The 20196-nt window shown below is 60.6% G+C and carries 20 protein-coding genes; 9 read left to right on the top strand and 11 right to left on the bottom strand.

Annotated elements, in window-relative coordinates:
- Positions 1–132 precede the first annotated feature (132 nt).
- Together ACF8R3_RS19370 and zwf are read right to left on the bottom strand one after the other, a co-directional pair.
- Positions 133–447, bottom strand: a complete 315-nt coding sequence (locus ACF8R3_RS19370) for a hypothetical protein (protein ID WP_058638788.1) — start codon at positions 445–447, stop codon at positions 133–135.
- An 84-nt stretch (positions 448–531) separates the two neighbouring features.
- A complete protein-coding gene (zwf, locus tag ACF8R3_RS19365; RefSeq protein WP_078479367.1) occupies positions 532–1974 on the bottom strand; it encodes a glucose-6-phosphate dehydrogenase in 1443 nt (480 codons plus the stop codon).
- A gap of 103 nt (positions 1975–2077) precedes the next feature.
- On the opposite strand from zwf, the gene hexR reads away from it, so the two are divergent.
- Together hexR and ACF8R3_RS19355 are read left to right on the top strand one after the other, a co-directional pair.
- Positions 2078–2944, top strand: a complete 867-nt coding sequence (hexR, locus tag ACF8R3_RS19360) for a transcriptional regulator HexR (RefSeq protein ID WP_023532857.1) — start codon at positions 2078–2080, stop codon at positions 2942–2944.
- A 122-nt stretch (positions 2945–3066) separates the two neighbouring features.
- Positions 3067–3285 (top strand): PA3496 family putative envelope integrity protein, encoded by a 219-nt coding sequence (locus tag ACF8R3_RS19355; RefSeq protein WP_078479366.1) that lies wholly within the window; start codon positions 3067–3069, stop codon positions 3283–3285.
- Here ACF8R3_RS19355 and ACF8R3_RS19350 read toward each other — a convergent pair.
- Complete coding sequence (locus ACF8R3_RS19350; protein WP_058638789.1) at positions 3227–4189, bottom strand: LysR family transcriptional regulator; 963 nt, start codon at positions 4187–4189, stop codon at positions 3227–3229. The genes ACF8R3_RS19355 and ACF8R3_RS19350 overlap by 59 nt on opposite strands.
- A 190-nt stretch (positions 4190–4379) precedes the next feature.
- Here ACF8R3_RS19350 and ACF8R3_RS19345 point away from each other — a divergent pair, with 190 nt between their 5' ends.
- Both ACF8R3_RS19345 and oadA read left to right on the top strand, forming a co-directional pair.
- A complete protein-coding gene (locus ACF8R3_RS19345) occupies positions 4380–5795 on the top strand; it encodes an acetyl-CoA carboxylase biotin carboxylase subunit (protein WP_392516026.1) in 1416 nt (471 codons plus the stop codon).
- A gap of 98 nt (positions 5796–5893) precedes the next feature.
- A complete protein-coding gene (oadA, locus tag ACF8R3_RS19340) occupies positions 5894–7702 on the top strand; it encodes a sodium-extruding oxaloacetate decarboxylase subunit alpha (protein ID WP_058602737.1) in 1809 nt (602 codons plus the stop codon).
- Positions 7703–7884: 182 nt separating this feature from the next.
- Here oadA and ACF8R3_RS19335 read toward each other — a convergent pair whose 3' ends face one another.
- From ACF8R3_RS19335 to ACF8R3_RS19325, 3 genes are read right to left on the bottom strand one after another with little or no spacing between them, the layout of a single operon-like run.
- A complete protein-coding gene (locus ACF8R3_RS19335; protein WP_196125155.1) occupies positions 7885–8556 on the bottom strand; it encodes a GNAT family N-acetyltransferase in 672 nt (223 codons plus the stop codon).
- 7 nt (positions 8557–8563) lie between these two features.
- On the bottom strand, positions 8564–9010 hold the full coding sequence (locus tag ACF8R3_RS19330; protein WP_058638792.1) for a GNAT family N-acetyltransferase: 447 nt from the start codon (positions 9008–9010) through the stop codon (positions 8564–8566).
- 11 nt (positions 9011–9021) lie between these two features.
- The gene (locus ACF8R3_RS19325; protein ID WP_078479364.1) at positions 9022–9651 is read right to left on the bottom strand and encodes an FMN-binding negative transcriptional regulator; all 630 of its coding nucleotides are present in this window, start codon (positions 9649–9651) and stop codon (positions 9022–9024) included.
- Positions 9652–9741: 90 nt separating this feature from the next.
- On the opposite strand from ACF8R3_RS19325, the gene ACF8R3_RS19320 reads away from it, so the two are divergent.
- The gene (locus tag ACF8R3_RS19320) at positions 9742–11280 is read left to right on the top strand and encodes a PLP-dependent aminotransferase family protein (RefSeq protein ID WP_392516025.1); all 1539 of its coding nucleotides are present in this window, start codon (positions 9742–9744) and stop codon (positions 11278–11280) included.
- Between the two features lie 80 nt (positions 11281–11360).
- Here ACF8R3_RS19320 and ACF8R3_RS19315 read toward each other — a convergent pair whose 3' ends face one another.
- The 4 genes from ACF8R3_RS19315 to aspA all read right to left on the bottom strand — a co-directional run bounded on the left by ACF8R3_RS19315 (position 11361) and on the right by aspA (position 16250).
- Complete coding sequence (locus ACF8R3_RS19315; protein ID WP_392516024.1) at positions 11361–12464, bottom strand: polyamine ABC transporter substrate-binding protein; 1104 nt, start codon at positions 12462–12464, stop codon at positions 11361–11363.
- Complete coding sequence (locus ACF8R3_RS19310; RefSeq protein ID WP_392516023.1) at positions 12464–13507, bottom strand: histone deacetylase family protein; 1044 nt, start codon at positions 13505–13507, stop codon at positions 12464–12466. Before ACF8R3_RS19310 ends, ACF8R3_RS19315 begins: the two co-directional genes overlap by 1 nt.
- 148 nt (positions 13508–13655) lie before the next feature.
- Positions 13656–14648: an AraC family transcriptional regulator gene (locus ACF8R3_RS19305; RefSeq protein WP_196134661.1), complete on the bottom strand. Its 993-nt coding sequence runs from the start codon at positions 14646–14648 to the stop codon at positions 13656–13658.
- A 177-nt stretch (positions 14649–14825) separates the two neighbouring features.
- A complete protein-coding gene (aspA, locus tag ACF8R3_RS19300; protein ID WP_058602745.1) occupies positions 14826–16250 on the bottom strand; it encodes an aspartate ammonia-lyase in 1425 nt (474 codons plus the stop codon).
- A gap of 182 nt (positions 16251–16432) precedes the next feature.
- Between aspA and ACF8R3_RS19295 the strand changes: the two genes are divergently transcribed.
- Entirely contained in the window at positions 16433–17350 is a 918-nt protein-coding gene (locus tag ACF8R3_RS19295; RefSeq protein WP_058638804.1) for a LysR substrate-binding domain-containing protein, read from the top strand.
- Here ACF8R3_RS19295 and ACF8R3_RS19290 read toward each other — a convergent pair.
- Positions 17342–17968, bottom strand: coding sequence for a hypothetical protein (locus tag ACF8R3_RS19290; protein WP_196185254.1), 627 nt, complete (start codon positions 17966–17968; stop codon positions 17342–17344). The two genes, ACF8R3_RS19295 and ACF8R3_RS19290, sit on opposite strands and share 9 nt — an antisense overlap.
- Before the next feature lie 268 nt (positions 17969–18236).
- On the opposite strand from ACF8R3_RS19290, the gene purE reads away from it, so the two are divergent.
- The 3 genes from purE to ACF8R3_RS19275 all read left to right on the top strand — a co-directional run bounded on the left by purE (position 18237) and on the right by ACF8R3_RS19275 (position 20175).
- Positions 18237–18728 (top strand): 5-(carboxyamino)imidazole ribonucleotide mutase, encoded by a 492-nt coding sequence (gene purE, locus ACF8R3_RS19285; protein ID WP_058638806.1) that lies wholly within the window; start codon positions 18237–18239, stop codon positions 18726–18728.
- A 10-nt stretch (positions 18729–18738) separates the two neighbouring features.
- Positions 18739–19821 carry a 5-(carboxyamino)imidazole ribonucleotide synthase gene (locus tag ACF8R3_RS19280; protein ID WP_058638807.1) on the top strand — a complete coding sequence of 361 codons (1083 nt, stop codon included), beginning with the start codon at positions 18739–18741 and terminating at the stop codon, positions 19819–19821.
- 108 nt (positions 19822–19929) lie between these two features.
- Positions 19930–20175 carry a GlsB/YeaQ/YmgE family stress response membrane protein gene (locus tag ACF8R3_RS19275; RefSeq protein WP_058602748.1) on the top strand — a complete coding sequence of 82 codons (246 nt, stop codon included), beginning with the start codon at positions 19930–19932 and terminating at the stop codon, positions 20173–20175.
- The last annotated feature ends 21 nt before the right edge of the window (positions 20176–20196 follow it).

Here is a 20196-nt window from a genome sequence, read left to right as displayed (position 1 = left end):
CATTCTAGGGGGACGCTGAGCCAGGGGCAAACATCTACTGTATGAATATTCACCTTGGGCCCCTGCCGTTCATCGCGACAAGGGCGCCTGGGTCACACCAGGGCGCCATCTTTGGCGCACTGGCTGGCTACATCAGTCGAGCGCCTGGAGGTCTTCGATTGCGATGCGCAGGCTGCCATCTGCATGGATGATCTCCAGCATCTTGAAAACACACGGCCCTTCACGCAGGTATTCGACAGTCTTCTCGGTCAATACAGCATTGGCGATGACCCCAGTGTCCACCAGCTTGAGTTGCAGAACCTCCCAGCCGCCCCGGTGGCGAATTGCCGGCTCGACTAGTACCGGCTCGAACGCCGGACTTGGCACGGTGACGACACCGTGAACCCGGAAGGATTTCTGACCGCCTGCGGTCTGGTTGTAAGCAACGAAGTCTTTGAGTGTGCTCATGGGAGCCTCCTTGATGGTGAAAGTAGCGCATATGCGCATCGCTACTGTCTCCGTATCAAAGCTGGGCTACGATTGGGCAACGCTTCACCCGTGCCAGTTTCTGCCATGGCGGGCGAGCAGGCTGTTGGCCTGCTCAGGACCATTGCTCCCGGCAGGGTACGAGCGCGGAGTCTGGAAATGCGCTTCCCAGCCCTTGATGATGGGATCCACCCACGCCCAGGCGGCTTCGACCTCATCGCGTCGCATGAACAGGGTCGAGTCGCCTTCCAGCACGTCCAGCAACAAACGTTCGTAGGCTTCCCAGCGACGTGTCTTGCTGAAGACCTGGGCCAGGTTCAGGTCCAGGTCGACCGGCTCCAGGCGCATGCCCTTGCCGGGGATCTTGGTCATCATGCGCAGGCTGATGCGCTCGTCTGGCTGTAACTGAATCAACAGCTGGTTGACCTGGCCACCCTCGAACAGCGCATGCGGTACAGGTTTGAACTGGATGACGATCTGCGAGGAGCGCCGGGCCATGCGCTTGCCCGTGCGCAAGTAGAAGGGCACGCCAGCCCAGCGCCAGTTGTCGATGTGCACTTCGATGGCGACGAAGGTTTCGGTATCACTGTCGTTATCGACGTCCTTTTCAAAGTAATACGCGCCTACCTCCTGACCGCCGATATATCCGGCCCCGTACTGGCCACGAACAGTTTTCTCCTGGACGTCTTGTCCGGTAATCGGCTGAAGCGCTCGGAGAATTCGCACTTTCTCATCACGCACGGCCTCGGCTTCGAACTGCGCAGGCGGCTCCATGGCCACCAGGCAGAGCAGCTGGAGCAGATGGTTCTGCAGCATGTCGCGCATGGCCCCTGCTCGGTCGTAGTAGCCACCACGGTTCTCCACGCCCAAGGTCTCACCGACACTGATCTGCACGTGATCGACCTGCCCATTGCGCCACACCGGCTCAAGGAGTGCGTTGGCAAAGCGCAAGGCCATAAGGTTCTGGACGGCTTCCTTGCCCAAGTAGTGATCGATACGGAACACCTGCCGCTCTTCGAACACCGCTCCGATCGCTTCATTGATGGCAGTGGCCGACAACAAGGAGTGCCCGATCGGTTTCTCGAGCACAATACGCGCTTCGCTGTCGGCCAGCCCTGCGGTATGCAAATGGCTGGCAATGGGCGCGAACAGCGAAGGCGCGGTGGCGAGATAGAACACGCGCATCAAGCCCCCGGGCTCGCCCAGGTAGCGTGCCAGCCGAACGAAATCAGCACTCTGGGTCGCATCCATCGCGAAGTAGTCGACCCGGGCACAAAAGCGTCGCCAGATGTCTTCGTCAAAGTCGCGAAGAGCGATCTGTGCCCGGCAATGCCGCTCTGCAAGCTTGAGGTAGTCACTGCGCGGCAGAGGGCGCCGAGCCAGGGCGATTACCCGCACGGCAGGGTCGAGGCGATTGTCACGAAACAAGTGGTAGAGCGCGGGCAGCAACTTGTGCAGGGCCAGGTCGCCCGTGCCGCCAAAGACCAGAATGTCGCAAGGAATAGTCAAACCACCACGCTCCACGTTCGTTTAACTGGGCGGGTTGCCGTCCATGTAGTATAACTACAAGAAAGCTACAACCCGGCCAGCCGATCATAACCGAGTCCAGCCCGTGAATCTGTTGCAACATATCGCCCAATCGCGCCACCTGCTGCGCAAATCGGAACTGAAAGTGGCCGATCACGTGCTGCTGGACCCGGCCGCCGTCATGCACAGTTCGATGGCTGACCTGGCACATAGCGTCGGTATCAGTGAACCGACCATCGTTCGTTTCTGCAGGGCTATCGGGTGCTCGGGGTTTCAAGACCTGAAGTTGAAACTGGCGCAGAGCCTGGCCGCCGGGGCTAGTTTTGGTCAGTTTGCTATTCATGAAGACGACTCCGTCGCCGATTACAGCCTCAAGATCTTCGACACGACCCTGCATACCTTGATGGAGGTGCGCGAGCACCTTGACCCACAGGCGCTTCAGCAGGCCGTCAGCGCCATGGCGCAGGCGCAGCGTGTGGAGTTCTATGGTTTCGGCGCGTCCGGGGCCGTGGCAGCCGATGCCCAGCACAAGTTCTTCCGTTTGCTGCTCAGCGCGGCGGCGTACTCTGACCCGCACATGCAGGCGATGTCCGCCGTGACGCTCAAGCCTGGCGACGTAGCGGTGTGCATTTCGCAATCAGGCCGCTCGAAGGACTTGCTGATCACGGCCAACCTGGTCCGTGAAAGCGGCGCCAACCTGATCACGTTGTGCCCCAGCCAGACCCCGCTGGCCGAGCTGTCCACGGTCAACCTGGCCATCGACGTTCATGAAGACACCGAGATCTATACGCCTCTGACCTCGCGCATTGCTCACCTGGTGGTCATCGACGTGCTGGCCATGGGCGTTGCCATGGCGCGCGGTCCAAGCTTGGTCAATCACCTCAAGAGCGTCAAGCGCAGCCTGCGTAGCCTGCGACTGTCGCCCAAGTCGATCAAAGCCCATGACGACTGAAGCCTGCTTCGGTTCCACGGGACGGCGCCATCATCGTTCACGACGCTGTCATCATCGCGCCTTCAAACGGTAAAACCATCGGGTCATTCTGAGCCTTCCGCATCCTTCCCGGGAATCAGGCAATGGCTCGTGACCACGACGGCATCTACCAACCCAACGCCAAGGCTCGCAAACAGCAGGAAAAGGACCAGCGACGCATGGAGTACCGCCGCGCTATCGAAAGTTACTGTGACCAACGGCAACTCTTGCGTGATGTCGCTGATTATCCTGACTTCGAAGGGCTCACTGCCTGGCAGGCAGCAGCGACGACTGACCCGAAAAACGCTCGACCAATGCGCTGATCAATGACCGCTCGCTGCGTATGAAGGCCTGAAAGGCGAGTGCGACCGGCGATTGTCGCTTGGCCTTGGATTGAACCACGCACCAGCTGCGGTACAGCGGCAACTCCTCGACAGGCAGTTCTACCAGGTTTCCCGTGGCCAGCTCCATGTTCACGGCATGGCGGGTCAACAATGCGATACCCAACCCGGCTATCACGCATTCACGCTGGGCATCGGCCGAAGCCACTTCGAGGGTTTGGGTGAAATGCACGCGCTTTTCCTTGAAATACTCCTCGCAAGCCTTGCGGGTGCCTGAGCCTTGTTCGCGTATCAGCAGCGTATGGGGCTCGAGGTCTTGCAGGCGCAGCCGCGGCAGCCTACACAGGGCATGCTCAGGCGGCGCGACGGCGATGATCGGGTTATTCAGGAACGGCAGGAAGTCCAGCCCCATGTCCTGCGGCACCATGGACATGATGATCAGGTCATCACGGTTATCGGACAGTCGCCTGATGGCCTGTGCCCGGTTGACGACGGTCAAGGTCAGGTTGACTTCCGGGTGCCGCCGCTTGAATGCCGCGAACAGATGCGGCACGAAATACTTGGCGCTGGACTCGATCGCCAGCTTCAACTGCCCTTGCAATGACCCCTGCATGTCCGACAACTGCATATCCAGGCTCTCCAGCCGCCCGAAGATGTCGTGACTGGCACGTTGCAGCGCTTCGGCGGCTTCCGTGAGGTACAACTTCTTGCCCACGTATTCGAACAACGGCTGGCCAATCAGCTCTTCGAGTTGACGGATCTGTAGACTAACGGCGGGTTGCGTGAGCGCCATCTCTTCGGCCGCGCGGCTATATGAGCGAAGATCACACACCTCATTGAAGACCTGCAATTGACGCAATGTCATACGCATCAAGGACTTACGCATTTTATTCGACTCGTCGGCAATACCTTGTAACTTCACTATAAGCTTTTGCTAATACTGCCCCTAACAAATATTGATTTTTGTTTATCGACCTACAGCGCTAGGGTGAATCTGCGACTGGCCAAACAACAACAGGCCACGCGCCGACCGGTAGAACCGTGTCGACTGTTCATACGGCTTTGGGAAGAATCCAGTGATAAAAAAAATCCTGATCGCCAACCGAGGTGAAATTGCAGTTCGGATCGTGCGCGCTTGCGCCGAAATGGGCATCCGCTCGGTAGCGATCTTTTCCTACGCCGACCGGCATGCGCTGCATGTGAAGCGTGCAGACGAAGCCTACAGCATTGGCGCAGAGCCACTGGCCGGGTATTTGAATCCTCGCAAGTTGGTGAACCTGGCAGTGGAAACGGGCTGCGATGCCTTGCACCCGGGCTATGGCTTTCTCTCGGAAAATGCGGAGTTGGCCGAGATCTGCGCCGAGCGCGGGGTCAAGTTCATCGGGCCTGCTGCCGACGTCATTCGCCGCATGGGCGACAAGACCGAAGCGCGCCGCACCATGATCGCCGCGGGCGTTCCGGTCACCCCAGGCACAGAGGGCAACGTCGCCGACATTCACGAGGCGCTCAGTGAAGGTGATCGTATTGGTTACCCAGTAATGCTCAAGGCGACGTCGGGTGGTGGCGGCCGTGGTATTCGCCGCTGCAACAGTCGCGAAGAGTTGGAGCAGAACTTCCCGCGCGTGATTTCCGAGGCCACCAAGGCATTCGGTTCGGCGGAAGTGTTCCTGGAAAAGTGCATCGTCAACCCTAAGCACATCGAGGCGCAGATTCTCGGCGACAGCTTCGGCAATGTCGTGCACTTGTTCGAGCGCGACTGCTCCATCCAACGCCGTAACCAGAAGCTCATCGAAATTGCACCGAGCCCGCAACTTACCCCAGAGCAACGCGCGTACATCGGCGACTTGGCAGTACGTGCAGCCAAGGCGGTGGACTACGAGAACGCCGGTACCGTTGAGTTTCTGCTGGCCGATGGCGAAGTGTATTTCATGGAAATGAACACACGCGTGCAGGTCGAGCACACCATCACCGAGGAAATTACCGGTATCGATATCGTGCGTGAGCAGATCCGCATCGCATCGGGCCTGCCTTTGTCGGTGAAGCAGGAAGATATCCAGCACCGTGGTTACGCCCTGCAGTTTCGCATCAATGCCGAAGACCCGAAGAACAACTTCCTGCCCAGCTTTGGCAAGATCACTCGTTATTACGCGCCAGGTGGCCCCGGTGTGCGTACCGATACCGCCATTTACACCGGCTACACCATTCCACCGTTCTACGACTCGATGTGCCTGAAGCTGGTGGTGTGGGCATTGACGTGGGAAGAGGCCATGGATCGGGGCCTGCGGGCCTTGGATGACATGCGTGTACAAGGGGTCAAGACCACTGCGGCGTATTACCAGGAAATCCTGCGTAACCCGGAATTTCGTAGCGGTCAGTTCAATACCAGCTTCGTTGAGACCCACCCGGAACTGACCAACTATTCGATCAAGCGCAAACCCGAAGAGCTGGCCCTGGCCATCGCTGCCGCCATCGCCGCCCACGCAGGCATTTGAATACAGCAGCAAGCTGCGAAACCCAGATTGCCAGCCAGCGCCAACGCGTCTGTGCAGGCCGGCTGAGGCGTGAAGCTTGCCGCGACGAGGAGATAACAATGTCCAAGAAGATTCACGTAACCGATACGATCCTGCGCGACGCCCACCAGTCTCTGCTGGCCACCCGTATGCGCACCGAAGACATGCTGCCGATCTGCGAGAAACTCGACAAGGTCGGTTATTGGTCGCTGGAAGTCTGGGGGGGCGCCACCTTCGATGCCTGCGTGCGCTTTCTGAAGGAAGACCCGTGGGAGCGCCTGCGCAAACTGCGTGCAGCACTGCCCAACACGCGCCTGCAAATGCTGCTGCGCGGCCAGAACCTGCTGGGTTACCGTCACTACAGCGACGATGTGGTCAGGGCATTCGTCGCCAAGGCCGCCGTCAATGGCATCGACGTATTCCGCATCTTCGACGCCATGAACGATGTGCGTAACCTGCGTGTGGCCATCGAGGCGGTCAAAGCCTCGGGCAAGCACGCCCAGGGGACCATCGCCTACACCACCAGCCCGGTGCACACCATCGAGGCGTTCGTGAACCAGGCCAAGCAAATGGAGGCCATGGGTTGCGACTCGATCGCCATCAAGGACATGGCCGGCCTGTTGACCCCGTTTGCCACGGGCGAGTTGGTCAAGGCGCTCAAAGCCGAGCAATCGCTGCCTGTCTTCATTCACTCGCACGACACCGCCGGCCTGGCCGCCATGTGTCAGCTCAAGGCTGTGGAAAACGGCGCCGACCACATCGATACCGCCATCTCCAGCTTCGCCTGGGGCACCAGCCACCCGGGTACCGAGTCGATGGTTGCTGCGCTCAAGGGTAGCGAGTTCGACACCGGCCTGGACCTGGAACTGCTGCAGGAAATCGGCTTGTACTTCTACGCCGTGCGCAAGAAGTACCACCAGTTCGAAAGCGAGTTCACCGCCGTGGATACCCGCGTGCAGGTCAACCAGGTGCCGGGTGGCATGATTTCCAACTTGGCCAACCAGCTGAAAGAGCAGGGCGCGCTCAACCGCATGAACGAAGTGCTGGCAGAGATCCCGCGTGTGCGTGAAGACCTCGGCTTCCCGCCGCTGGTGACGCCGACCTCGCAAATCGTTGGCACCCAGGCGTTCTTCAACGTGCTGGCCGGCGAGCGCTACAAGACCATCACCAACGAAGTGAAGCTGTACCTGCAAGGCGGTTACGGTAAAGCCCCTGGCGTGGTCAACGAGCAGCTGCGCCGCCAGGCGATCGGCAGCGAAGAAGTGATCGACGTGCGCCCGGCCGACCTGCTCAAGCCAGAGATGACCAAGCTGCGTGCCGACATCGGTGCCTTGGCCCGTTGCGAAGAGGACGTGCTGACCTTTGCCATGTTCCCGGACATTGGTCGCAAGTTCCTCGAAGAACGCGAAGCCGGCACCCTTACCCCGGAAGCGTTGTTGCCAATTCCGGAGGCTGGCGCCGTTTCTGCGCCAGGCGGTGAAGGCGTCCCGACCGAGTTCGTCATCGACGTGCACGGTGAAACCTACCGCGTCGACATCACTGGCGTTGGTGTGAAAGCCGAAGGCAAGCGCCACTTCTACCTGTCGATCGACGGCATGCCGGAAGAAGTGGTGTTCGAACCCCTTAACGAGTTCGTTGGCGGCGGCGGCAGCAAGCGCAAGCAGGCTAGCGAGCCGGGTCACGTGAGTACCAACATGCCCGGCAACATCGTCGATGTGCTGGTCAAGGAGGGTGACATGGTCAAGGCCGGCCAGGCCGTGCTGATCACCGAAGCCATGAAGATGGAGACCGAAGTGCAGGCGGCCATAGCCGGCAAGGTCGTGGCAATCCACGTGGCCAAGGGCGACCGTGTCACGCCGGGTGAGATCCTGATCGAGATCCAGGGCTGATTCAGACCCTAATCTATAAGCGGTTTACCTCGGGGGAGCGGATGCTCCCCTTTTTCTTTGCTGGATTCACCGGCCTCTTCGCGGGTAACCCGCTCCCATAGGATCGCCGCAGGTTCCGACATCGAGTTAATCCTGTGGAAGCTGGCTTGCCGGCGATAGGGCCGGTGAAGCCAGCGCAAAAATCAGTCTTTGCGGCAAGCCTCGAGGGTTTCTACTTGGCCCTCTGGCTGTTGATTCTCATCACTCAACCACCGCTCAAACCCGGTAGCCACCTGCGGCCACTCATCATCGGTAATCGAATACCAGGCCGTATCGCGGTTGTGGTCCTTCACCACCAAGTGCTTGCGGAACACCCCTTCGAAGGTGAAACCAAAGCGCTCTGCCGCGCGCTTGGAGCGGGCGTTGGCGTTGTTGCACTTCCACTCCAGCCGGCGGTTGCCCAGTTCGAAGCTCAGCTTACCCAGCAGGTACACCGCCTCGGTGCCCTTAGGGGTGCGCTGCATGGCGGCGCCGAAGGCGATGTGGCCGATTTCGATCCGGCCGTGGTCGGGCACAATCGACATCAGGCTGAGAATGCCCTGAGCCTGGCCGGTGGTACGGTCGATGACGGCGTAGAACAGCGGGTCGCGGCCTGCGGCGTTGCCGTCCAGCCAGCGGTCGAAGGCGGCACGCTCGGTGAACGGGCCATAAGGCAGGTAGTCCCATAGCACCGGGTCGGCGGTTGGGCCCTGCAGCACTTCCCAGAGGTCGTCGCCATGGCGCGCAGGGTGGAGCTTTTCCAGGCGGATGAAGCGGCCCTTGATGGGCTCGGCCTGGGGCGTTGCGGCGGGTTTCCAGTTCAATGCGTCTGTCATGTTCAGCCTACAAGCCTTTGCGAAATTGGATAAAGCCCGAGCGCTCGGCAACCTGCTGATACAGGCTGACGGCGGTGGCGTTGGTTTCGTGGGTCAGCCAGTGCACCTTAATGCAGTTATCGCCCTTGGCTGTGGTGTAGACGTGCTCGATCAGCTGGCGACCAACGCCCAGACCACGCTGCGCGCTGTCGACGTACAGGTCCTGTAGGTAGCAGGAGTTCTCGATGCTCCAGTTGGAACGATGGTAGATGAAGTTGACCATCCCCACCGCCTTGCCATCCACCCAGGCCAGTGCCGAATGGGTCGGCTCACTCGGGTCGAGCAGGCGCTGCCAGGTGCTCAGGCTGACGTCATCTGCCAACTCGGTTTCGTAGAAGTGCAGGTAGGCTTGCCACAGGGCGTGCCAGGCGGCGTGATCTTGAGCGGTGACAGGGCGCAGGGTAACGCTGGGCATGGGCTATTCCTTCAAAGCTGGCGCATGTGCGCTGCGAGTTGGTTATCCAGTTGATCGGGGCTGGCGGTCAGGCCTTCGCGCACGCCGGCGATGTCTTGTTTGGAGCGGTTCTGGCTGAGCTTGCGCGCACCTTGCAGGCGGGCGATGGGCAGGCGGATACCGACGATGGCGCGGAGCATGCCGTCGAGGTAGTCAGCCGGGGCGTCGGTGACGCTCCATGGCTCGTTGCGGCCTTGTTCGTGGCGCTCGGTCAGGCGGCTGACGATAGTCAGCAACGCTGCTGGGTCTTGGATTATCTCGGCCGGACCATAAGCGTGTACTGCCAGGTAGTTCCAGGTCGGCACGACCTTGGGGTTATCGGCTTTGCTTGGGTAGTACCCGGGGCTGACATAGGCATCGGCGCCGGGGAAGACCAGCAGGGCTTCGCCACCTTGTGCCAGGTCCTCCCATTGGCGGTTGGCCCGTGCCAGGTGCGCATAGACGGTCCCTAGCTTGCCTTCGCCGGTATCGACCAGCACCGGCAGGTGTGTGGCCAACAAGCCTTGTTCTCCTTGGCTGACCAGCACGGCCAGGCGGGTATCGAGCATATGCTGATGCAGGCGGCCGAGGTCGTCTTCCTGGTGAGGTTTGCTGTTGTACATGCTCGGTTTCCTTGTGCAATGGTGCCATCCTAAGCAGGCTATTGGTTCTGGGTAAGAGCCATTACTGCCTGTTTTGATAGGTCCAATACCATGAGTGATAGCCCCCTCGTTTTGCCTTTCGACCCTTCCGGGATCGCCTTGGATCACCGCCGCGGGCTTAGCCAGCAGCTGTACCAGGCGCTGCGAGCGCGGGTGCTGGATGGGCGCCTGAGCAGCGGAACCCGGCTGCCGGCCACCCGTGAGTTGGCCACCATGCTGGGGCTATCACGCAACAGTGTGGTGCGAGCCTATGACCAGTTGTACGCCGAGGGCTACATCGAAAGCCGGGTGGGTGATGGTACTTACGTAAGTCGGCTACCAAAACTATCCACACGAGTATCCACAGGCTTATCCCATGGGTTATCAACAGACTTATCCACATTTTCAGTAAATGATACTGAGGATTTATCCAGCAAACGGTGTTTCAGTGACGCTTTTCAGCGGTTGAAAACCAACCACTTGCCGCCGCCAAGAAGCGGTCAGCCGCGTGCTTTCCGCGTCGGTATTCCCGCATTCGACCTGTTCCCGTTTGACGTCTGGGCCAAGCTGCAGGCGGGTTTCTGGCGTCATCCGAGCCCCGCTCAACTGGGTTATGGCGACCCGGCGGGCGAGCCGATGCTGCGCGAACTCATCGCTGCCTACTTGCGAGGCTCGCGTGGGCTGAGTTGCATGGCTGAACAAATTGTGATCACCAGTGGTGCACAACAGGCCATCAGCCTTTGTGCACAGTTGCTGCTGCAACCAGGCGACGGTGTGGCTGTGGAAAACCCGGGCTATCGGGCAGCCGGTCATGCCTTCGTACTGGCGGGTGGCCGGGTGCGTGGTGTAGCGGTGGATGAAGAGGGGATGGATTGCACTCGGCTAGCGCAATTGGAGGATTGCCGGCTGGCCTACGTGACGCCTGCTCATCAGTACCCGACCGGGGTGACCATGAGCCTGGCGCGTCGCCTGTCACTGCTGGCCTGGGCCGAGCGTAACGACGCCTGGATTATCGAGGACGACTATGACGGTGAGTACCGATACCGTGGCGCGCCCTTGGCCCCGCTTGCAGCGCTCGACCTTCACGGGCGGGTGCTGTATGTCGGCACCTTCGGCAAAATCGCCTTCCCGGCGCTGCGCCTGGGTTACCTGGTGCTACCGCCGCCGCTGGCCCAAGCGTTCAGCCAGGGCAAGGCGTTGGCGGTGCGGCATTCCGAGCTCAGCAGCCAGTGCGTGATGGCCGAGTTCATGGCCCGTGGGCACTTTCAGCGGCATATCCGGCGCATGCGCAAGGCGGCGTTGAGCCGGCGCAATGTGCTCAAGGCCGGCTGGCCTGTGGATATTCCCGGGTTGGGTGCCATGCCGGCAGTGGCGGCCGGGCTGCATGTGAAGGTGGATGTGGATAACTTTGCGCGTGAGCAGGAACTGGTAGCCAAGGCTGAGGCGGTGGGTATAGAGGTGACGGCGCTAAGCAATTTCTGGTTGGCGGACAGCGAGGTGCCTGTGGATAAGCGGGCAGGGCTGGTGCTGGGGTTTGCAGCGGTGCCGGAAGGGGAAATTGCCGAGGCCTTGATGAAACTGCGCAAGGCTTGGCGGCCACTTCGCGGGTAAACCCGCTCCAACAGGATCTGCACAGCACTCAAGGTCAGCGCTGTACCTGTGGGAGCGGGTTTACCCGCGAAGCAGGCGACTCAGGTCCCGGACTTGATTCTGGTCCATGCGCGGGTCCGCGCACGCTCTGCATCTCGCGCCAATGGCTTGAGGGTGTACAGCTTGGTCATTGCCTCTGCCGTCGGGTACAGGTTGGGATTGTTGCGAATCGCTGGGTTCACCTTGTCGGTCGCATCCTTGTTCGGGTTGGGGTACCCGACAAAGTCGCTGATCGGCGCAATCACCTCCGGCCGCAGGAGGTAATTGATGAACTTATAGGCGTCTTCCGGGTTGGCTGCGTTTTTCGGTATCGCCAGCATGTCGAACCAGATCGGTGCGCCCTCCTTGGGCAGGCGCATGTCCACCACCACGTCGTTCTTGGCTTCGCGGGCGCGGTTGGCGGCCTGAGAAAAGCTGCCGCTGTAGCCCACTGCTACGCAGATGTCGCCATTGGCGATGTCTGCCATGTACTTCGAGGAGTGGAAGTAGGTGATAGACGGGCGAATCTTCAGCATCAGCGCCTCGGCCTTCTTGTAGTCGGCCGGTTTGTCACTGTTGGGTGGCAAGCCCAGGTACTGCAGGGCCAGCGGCAGAATTTCCGAAGGCGAGTCGAGCAGGGCCACGCCACATTGCTTGAGCTTGGCAATGTTCTCTTCCTTGAAGATCAGGTCCCAGCTGTCCACCGGCGCATTGTCGCCGAGGGCAGCCTTGACCTTGGCCGGGTTGAAGCCGATCAGTATGGTGCCGTACATGTACGGCACGGCGAAGCGGTTGCCGGGGTCGTTGGCCTCGATCAGCTTCATCAGGGCCGGGTCCAGGTGTTGCCAGTTCGGCAGCTTGCTGCGATCGAGCGGCTGGAACACGCCGGCCTCGATCTGCTTGGCCAGAAACACGTTAGATGGCACCACCACATCGTAACCAGAGTTGCCGGTCAGCAACTTGGCTTCCAGCGCTTCATTGGTATCGAAGATGTCATACACCAGCTTCACACCGCTGTCCTTCTGGAAGTCGGTTAGCGTCTGCGGGGTGATGTAATCGAACCAGTTGTACACGCGCAGCGTGCGCTGTTCGGCCTGGGCGGGCAGGGTACCCGCGCACAGTACTGCAGCAACGAGAGGGGCGAGTAGCTGTTTGAGGGTGGCCATTATCGAGCTCCGGGTTGTGCGCGTTGGAAGCCTTCGAGCACGTTGACGGCGTTGATGCCGATTTCTTCCACGGCATAGCCACCTTCCATCACGAACAGGGTGGGCTTGCCGAGCTGCGCGATGCGCTTGCCCATCTCCAGGTAATCAGGGCTGTCGAGCTTGAACTGGGAGATCGGATCGTCCTTGAACGTGTCCACCCCCAGCGATACCACCACTACCTCCGGCTCATACGCGGCGATGCGCTCGCAAGCGTCTTCCAGAGCTGCCCGCCAGGTCGACCAGTCACTGCCTGCCGGTAGCGGATAATTCACGTTGCAGCCCTCGCCGGCACCCGCTCCGGTTTCGTCGACATAGCCCAGGAAGAAGGGGAACTCATCCTGAGGATCACCGTGAATGGAGGCGAAGAAAACATCGGCGCGGCTATAGAAAATGTCCTGGGTACCATTGCCGTGGTGGTAGTCCACGTCGAGGATGGCCACCTTTGCTCGCCCTTGGTCGAGGAAGGCCTGGGCAGCGATGGCTGCATTGTTCAGGTAGCAGTAGCCCCCCATGACGTCGCCTGCCGCGTGGTGCCCCGGTGGACGACACAATGCGAACGCGGCGTGGGCACCCTGCTCGATGGCCGCTTGCGCCGTGAGCGCGACCTGGGCTGCGCTGTAGGCGGCCTGCCAGGTGCCTGCCGTGATGGGCGCCCCTGCATCGAAACTGTAGTAACCCAGCTCACCGTGCAACCCGGTGGGCTTGACCGCCCGCAACGTGCGAGCAGGCCAGGTATAGGGAAGCAGATCGCCCTCCTGGCCCATGGCTGCCCAGCGCGCCCAGGCACCTTCGAAGAAGTCGAGGTAGTCGGCACTGTGTACGCGCAGCAACGGCGCACGGCCAAAATCGTCAGGGCCTCTGACCTCACCCAGCTCGCGTTTGCGTACCTGGGCCAGGACGTGATCGGCACGCGAGGGCATTTCGAAGCAAGGCATGAGCTTGCCGTCGATCAGCTCGCAGCGGCCATGGTGCAGACGGTGATCATCGGAATAGATCGTCAGCATTGTTGTTCTCCGGTGGGTACTGGCGTGCATCCATTGTCACGAACGGGGCCGCTTAGCGAGAACGTCCGAATCGGCCAAAAGAGGATAGATATGGCCAACGTCGACCACCTTCATCTTCGCGGCAGTTTCCCTGGGCCTAGCAGCAGGGTCAGCCACGAAACCGAGTCGGCGCCACGCCACTCCAGCGCACAAAGGCATGACGGAAACTGGCCGTCTCGCTGTACCCAAGCGTTTCGGCAATGCGGTGGATCGGCATGTGCCCGTCGGCGAGCAGTTCCTTGGCCCGTTCGAACTTCAACTCATCGAGCAATTGCTGATAGCTGCTGCCCAGCGCCTGCAAATGACGGCGAAGCGTACGGGACGAGCAGTTCATCTGCCGTGCCAGGCCCTCCAGGCCCGGCGCCGCTTCCAGTTGATTGACAAGCAGTTGGCGGACGCGCCCCAGCCATGCCTGCCGGCCGGTGAACTCGAGGTTCAGGCGTCGGCATCGCTCTTTCATGGCCTTGTGGGTGATCGGATCGGCCAGGGGAAGTGGCGCGTCTAGCCAGTGCCGCTCGAAGGCAAAGGCATTGTCATGGGAGGCGAAGGTGGTCGGGCACTGGAACATGCGCCTGTAGCACGCGTGGTAATCCGGGCGCAGGTGCTCGAAGCGAGCCCCGAGCAGCGGCAGATCGAGGCCTAGCAAGTCGTCGCAGATAACCTTCAACGACACCATGCAGAATTCGGCGTTGAAAGCGCTGAGCGCAGGGCTGTCCCGATAATCGCTGGCGCTGAGCCAGACACGGTGGCCGTCGTCGACCAGACGCAAGGTAAAAACTGTTCCCAGCAGTGCCGGATACTCCAATGCCAGGCTCAGGGCGTCACCCAAAGTGGCACTGGACAGCAGCGCGTACCCCAGCATGCCGTAGGAAGACACGCGCATGCGCTGGCCCAACTCCAGGCCAATATCCTCCCGACGTGCCACGGCATTGGCACAGACCTGCAGTTCCTGCTGGGTCGTGATGCGTGCATCGGCATGGCCAAGGTCCGCTGGGCCTATGCCGCTCCCGGCCAGCAGCTCCGAGGCTTCGCAGCCTTGAGCCTGGAAGACGTTGAGAATCAGCGAAACCGCGTTGAGGGTGGTCAGGTGGCTGTGCAGCATGCTGGGTGGTCCCGTAGGTCTGGGACGCATTACCGAGCAAGTTGTATGCCGAGTGCCGTCAATGCCTGCCAACCGGCACCGGGCGGGCAAAAAAAAGCCCGAAGCATGCGCCCGGGCTTAGGAAAGGTTGAGAGGTGTCTAGTCCCTCGACCTGGTGAGACGGTTACAACGTGCTGGTCAGGCCTTGAGCGGAACCAGACGCGGGGCAATCATGTTTTCCGGGCGCAGGATGTCGTCGAGCATCGCGTCGTCCAGCAGCTTCTCTTCGCGCACCAGTTCAAGCACACCGCGGCCGGTTTCCAGGGCAACGCGAGCGATACGGGTGGCGTTTTCGTAGCCGATATAAGGGTTCAGGGCAGTGACCAGGCCAATCGAATGCTCGACCAGTTCACGGCAGCGCTGTTCGTTGGCGGTGATGCCGACGATGCAATGCTCGCGCAGCATGTCCATGGCGCGTTGCAGCAGGCGAATCGAGTCGAAGATCTTGTAGGCGATCAACGGCTCCATCACGTTCAACTGAAGCTGGCCGCCTTCGGCCGCGACGGTCAGGGCCAGGTCGTTGCCCATGATGGCGAAGGCCACTTGGTTCACGGCTTCAGGAATCACCGGGTTTACCTTGCCTGGCATGATCGAGCTGCCTGGCTGACGAGCCGGCAGGTTGATCTCGTTGATGCCGGTACGCGGGCCGCTGGACAGCAGGCGCAGGTCGTTGCAGATCTTCGACAACTTGACCGCGGTGCGCTTGAGCATGCCGGAGAACAGTACGAAGGCGCCCATGTCGGAGGTGGCTTCGATCAGGTCGGCAGCCGGTACCAGTGGCTGGCCACTGATGGTTGCCAGACGCTGTACGGCCAGAGCTTGATAGCCCGGGTCGGCGTTGATGCCGGTGCCAATCGCGGTGCCACCCAGGTTGATCTCGGTGAGCAGCTCAGGTGCCAGCGAGCGCAGACGGTTGAGGTCTTCGGTCATGGTGGTGGCAAAGGCGCGGAATTCCTGGCCCAGAGTCATCGGCACGGCGTCCTGCAGCTGGGTACGACCCATCTTTAGTACGTGGTCGAACTCTTTACCTTTGGCAGCAAAGGCCTGGATCAGGCTGTCGAGGCTGGCCAGCAGGGCGTCGTGGCCCAGCAGCAAGCCCAGGCGAATAGCGGTGGGGTAGGCGTCGTTGGTCGACTGCGCCATGTTCACATCGTTGTTGGGGTGCAGGTACTGGTATTCACCCTTCTGGTGACCCATGGCCTCCAACGCAACGTTGGCGATGACTTCGTTGGCGTTCATATTGGTGGAGGTACCGGCACCCCCTTGAATCATGTCGACCACGAACTGCTCGTGGTAGTCGCCCTTGATCAGACGGGCGCAGGCTGCACTGATGGCAGCGTGCTTTGCATCGCTCAGGTGGCCCAGCTCACGGTTGGCATCGGCAGCCGCCTGCTTGACCATGGCCAAGGCCACGACCAGCTTGGGGTAGTGCGATAGGGGGACGCCAGAGAGGTGGAAGTTGTTGGCAGCGCGCAGGGTCTGGATGCCGTAGTAGGCATCGGCAGGAACTTCAAGGGTGCCCAACAGATCTTTTTCGACGCGGAACGATGCAGCAGCGGACATGATAAATATCATCTCGAGTTTGACCCGGCACATGCCGGAATGGCGCCAATCCTAGGCCCTAAGGTGTTTTTGCGGCCAATGCTGTTGCACGCTAACCTATGCACAAACGGCATAGTGATAGATGTGACGCCGATTGATTTTCGAGCGTGTTCCATTTTGGTGCACGGCAGGGGAGCGGCCCAATGAACCTTGAAAGCAAATGGCTGGAGGACTTTAGTGCCCTGGCCTCAACCCGCAGTTTTTCCCAGGCGGCGGAGCGGCGCTTCGTGACGCAGCCGGCCTTCAGCCGCCGGATTCGTAGCCTGGAGGCAGCCTTGGGGCTTACCCTGGTCAACCGTTCCCGCACCCCTATCGAGCTGACAGAGGCGGGCCAGCTGTTTTTGGTAACAGCCCGTACGGTTGTCGACCAACTGAGCGAAATTCTTCGCCATTTGCATCATCTCGAGGGTGGCCAGGGCGAAGTGATTCAAGTGGCGGCCGCGCACTCGCTCGCGTCGGGCTTCTTCCCGCGCTGGGTGGCCCAGCTGCGCAACGATGGGCTGAACATCGCCACCCGGCTTGTTGCCACCAACGTCGGCGATGCAGTGCATGCCTTGAGGGAAGGCGGCTGCGACCTGATGCTAGCGTTCTACGACCCTGATGCAGCCTTGCAGATGGACGCCGAAATCTTTCCCTCGCTGCACATGGGCACCACCGAGATGTTGCCCGTTTGTGCCGTGGATGCCGCAGGCAAACCGTTGTTCACCCTGGAGGGTGAAACCAGCGTGCCATTGTTGGCCTACAGCGCCGGCGCCTTCCTTGGCCGTTCGGTGAACCTGCTGCTGCGCCAGCGCAATCTGCGCTACACCACCGTCTATGAAACCGCCATGGCTGACAGCCTCAAGAGCATGGCCCTGGAGGGGATGGGGGTGGCATGGGTACCGCGACTGTCCATGCGCGGTGAACTGGAGCGTGGGGAACTTGCGATCTGCGGTGGCAGCCAGTGGCACGTGCCGCTGGAAATTCGCCTGTATCGCTGCGCCTTGGTCCGCAAGGCCAACGTGCGCTTGCTGTGGCGCAAACTGGAGTCGACCAGCGTCCAAGGCGAGGCATCATTTTGAATTGTATTTCAGATAATCCGCGATGGTTGCGCGGTTCTTGTCGCTGTAGCGATAGCAGTTCGAGCGAGCGGTTACCCGTGGGTGAGTGTAGGTTTCGCATACCCAGCCGTTGAACTTAAGTTCGGCATCTTCGTGGGTAGCGCCCAGCATGTGGCCGATTTCATGGGCGGGAGCGCCATACGCGGCGATTGATGAGATAGCCGTGTTCTGCTTCGTGTAGGCAAGTCCAGCGGTGTAGTTCCAACCGCTTCGATCGTAACTGTCGCGGGTTAGCAGCAGGTGTTTGTCCACGAATGAAAAAGGGCTATGCCGCGTTTTTTCATGGATGCCGTCGGTAAACACTTCCAGTATTTGCGACGATGGCATGCCTGCATACGCAATATCGGTGATAAGAGGTACGTTTCGCTGAAAGATCACTTCAATGGGGTGATCGGTAAAACGGCGCATTTCCTTAAGCCAATGCTCAAAGTAGTCGTTGTGCAGTTGAGCGTCCTGCATGTCGGCCAAGTCGTCATGAATATAGACGTTGACGGTCAGTGAACGGGCTGCCGAAGCGTTCAATGCCTGCACACTGAACAGAAGGGCAAGCGAGATCGTTGAGAGGCGTGGAATAGTCATGTGCACCTGCCTGGGTCATTGATTGAAGGCCCTAGCATTCAGCGTGCAGCGCCCAGGCAGCAGCGGGAAAAACTTGTCCCGCGAGACAGCTTGCCCTTTGATCCGGCATGTGCTTATGGGGGTGGGCGCTCCCTTCATGAATACGCTACAATCCTGCGCCTTCGGCCGACCTGGTCGATTCATAATCCGTATGACAAGCCACGCCGGTCCACCTGCGTGGCTTGTTGCTTTTAGCGCGCCAGAAGGCGCTTGCAGGAGAGGCTCGACGATGAGTGCACTGGTTGGCGTGATCATGGGCTCCAAGTCCGATTGGTCCACCCTTAGCCACACCGCCGATATGCTGGAAAGACTCGGCATTCCCTACGAGGTGAAGGTGGTTTCCGCCCACCGTACGCCGGATCTGCTGTTCCAGTACGCCGAAGAAGCTGACGGCCGGGGCATCGAGGTGATCATCGCCGGTGCCGGTGGTGCGGCCCACTTGCCTGGCATGTGCGCGGCCAAGACCCACCTGCCGGTGCTGGGCGTGCCCGTGCAGTCGTCGATGCTTTCAGGTGTTGATTCGCTGCTGTCGATCGTGCAGATGCCGGCCGGCGTGCCGGTTGCCACGCTGGCCATCGGCCGCGCGGGCGCGATCAATGCCGCGCTGTTGTCGGCCAGCATCCTCGGCGCCAAGCACCCTCAGTACCACGCGGCGTTGAAGCAGTTCCGCACGGAACAGACCGACACCGTGCTGGATAACCCAGATCCGCGTCAGGCTTGAGGTTCAACCCATGAAAATCGGTGTAATCGGAGGCGGCCAGCTGGGTCGCATGCTAGCACTGGCGGGTACTCCGCTGGGCATGAACTTCGCCTTCCTCGACCCGGCGCCTGATGCCTGTGCCGCCTCTCTGGGCGAGCACCTGCGCGCAGGCTATAGCGACCAGGAGCAGCTGCGCCAGCTGGCCGACCAGGTTGACCTGGTTACCTTCGAGTTCGAGAGCGTTCCGGCCGAGACCGTGGCTTTTCTTTCGCAGTTCGTGCCGGTGTACCCAAGTGCCGAGGCCCTGCGCATCGCCCGCGACCGTTTGTTCGAGAAAAGCATGTTCCGTGACCTGGGGATCCCCACCCCTGCGTTCGCCGACATCCTGTCGCAGGCAGACCTAGACGCCGCAGTGGCGAGCATCGGTCTGCCAGCGGTGCTCAAGACCCGGACGTTGGGCTACGACGGCAAGGGCCAGAAAGTCCTGCGCACCGCGCAGGACGTGGTAGGCACCTTTGCCGAACTGGGCAACGTGCCGTGCCTGCTCGAAGGCTTCGTACCCTTTACCGGTGAAGTATCGCTGGTCGCTGTCCGGGCCCGCGATGGCGAAACACGGTTCTACCCGCTGGTGCACAACACGCACAACAGCGGCATCCTGCACCTGTCGGTCGCCAGTCAGGCGCACCCGCTGCAAGCGCTGGCTGAAGACTACGTCGGTCGCGTGTTGCAACAACTCGATTATGTCGGGGTCATGGCGTTCGAATTCTTCGAGGTCGACGGCGGGCTCAAGGCCAATGAAATTGCACCGCGCGTGCACAACTCCGGGCACTGGACCATCGAAGGCGCCGAGTGCAGCCAGTTCGAAAACCACGTGCGTGCCATCGCCGGTTTGCCATTGGGTTCCACGGCCAAGGTCGGCGAGAGCGCCATGCTCAACTTCATCGGTGAAGTTCCCCCAGTGGAGCAGGTCGTGGCCATCGACGACTGCCACCTGCACCACTATGGCAAGGCGTTCAAGGCCGGGCGCAAGGTCGGACATGCCACATTGCGGTGCCAGGACATGGCCACGCTCGAGCACAAGATTGCGCAAGTGCAGGCGCTGATCGGCAACTGATCGAGCGTCAATTCGAACTTCTGCATCCGGCGGGCCCTCTGAAGTGGCAACACGCCAAAGCGCAGCCTAGGCTTTGGCGTGTTCCATCTTTACTGCAAGGGGATTGCCATGGGTATCATCGGAACCATTTTCATCGGCCTCATCGTCGGCTTGCTGGCTCGTTTCATCAAACCGGGCGACGACAGCATGGGCTGGATCATGACCATCCTGCTCGGTATCGCTGGCTCGCTGTTGGCCACCTATGGCGGTCAGGCGCTTGGTATCTATCAGGCAGGTCAGGCAGCCGGCTTCTTTGGTGCACTGGTAGGCGCCATCATCCTCCTGGTGATCTACGGATTCATCAAGAAACGCTGAATACTGGTTAGAATGCCGGCA

The sequence above is a fragment of the Pseudomonas sp. FYR_7 genome (assembly GCF_043106155.1).
Classification (GTDB): domain Bacteria; phylum Pseudomonadota; class Gammaproteobacteria; order Pseudomonadales; family Pseudomonadaceae; genus Aquipseudomonas; species Aquipseudomonas parafulva_B.
This window is presented reverse-complemented; position numbering and strand designations above follow the sequence as displayed.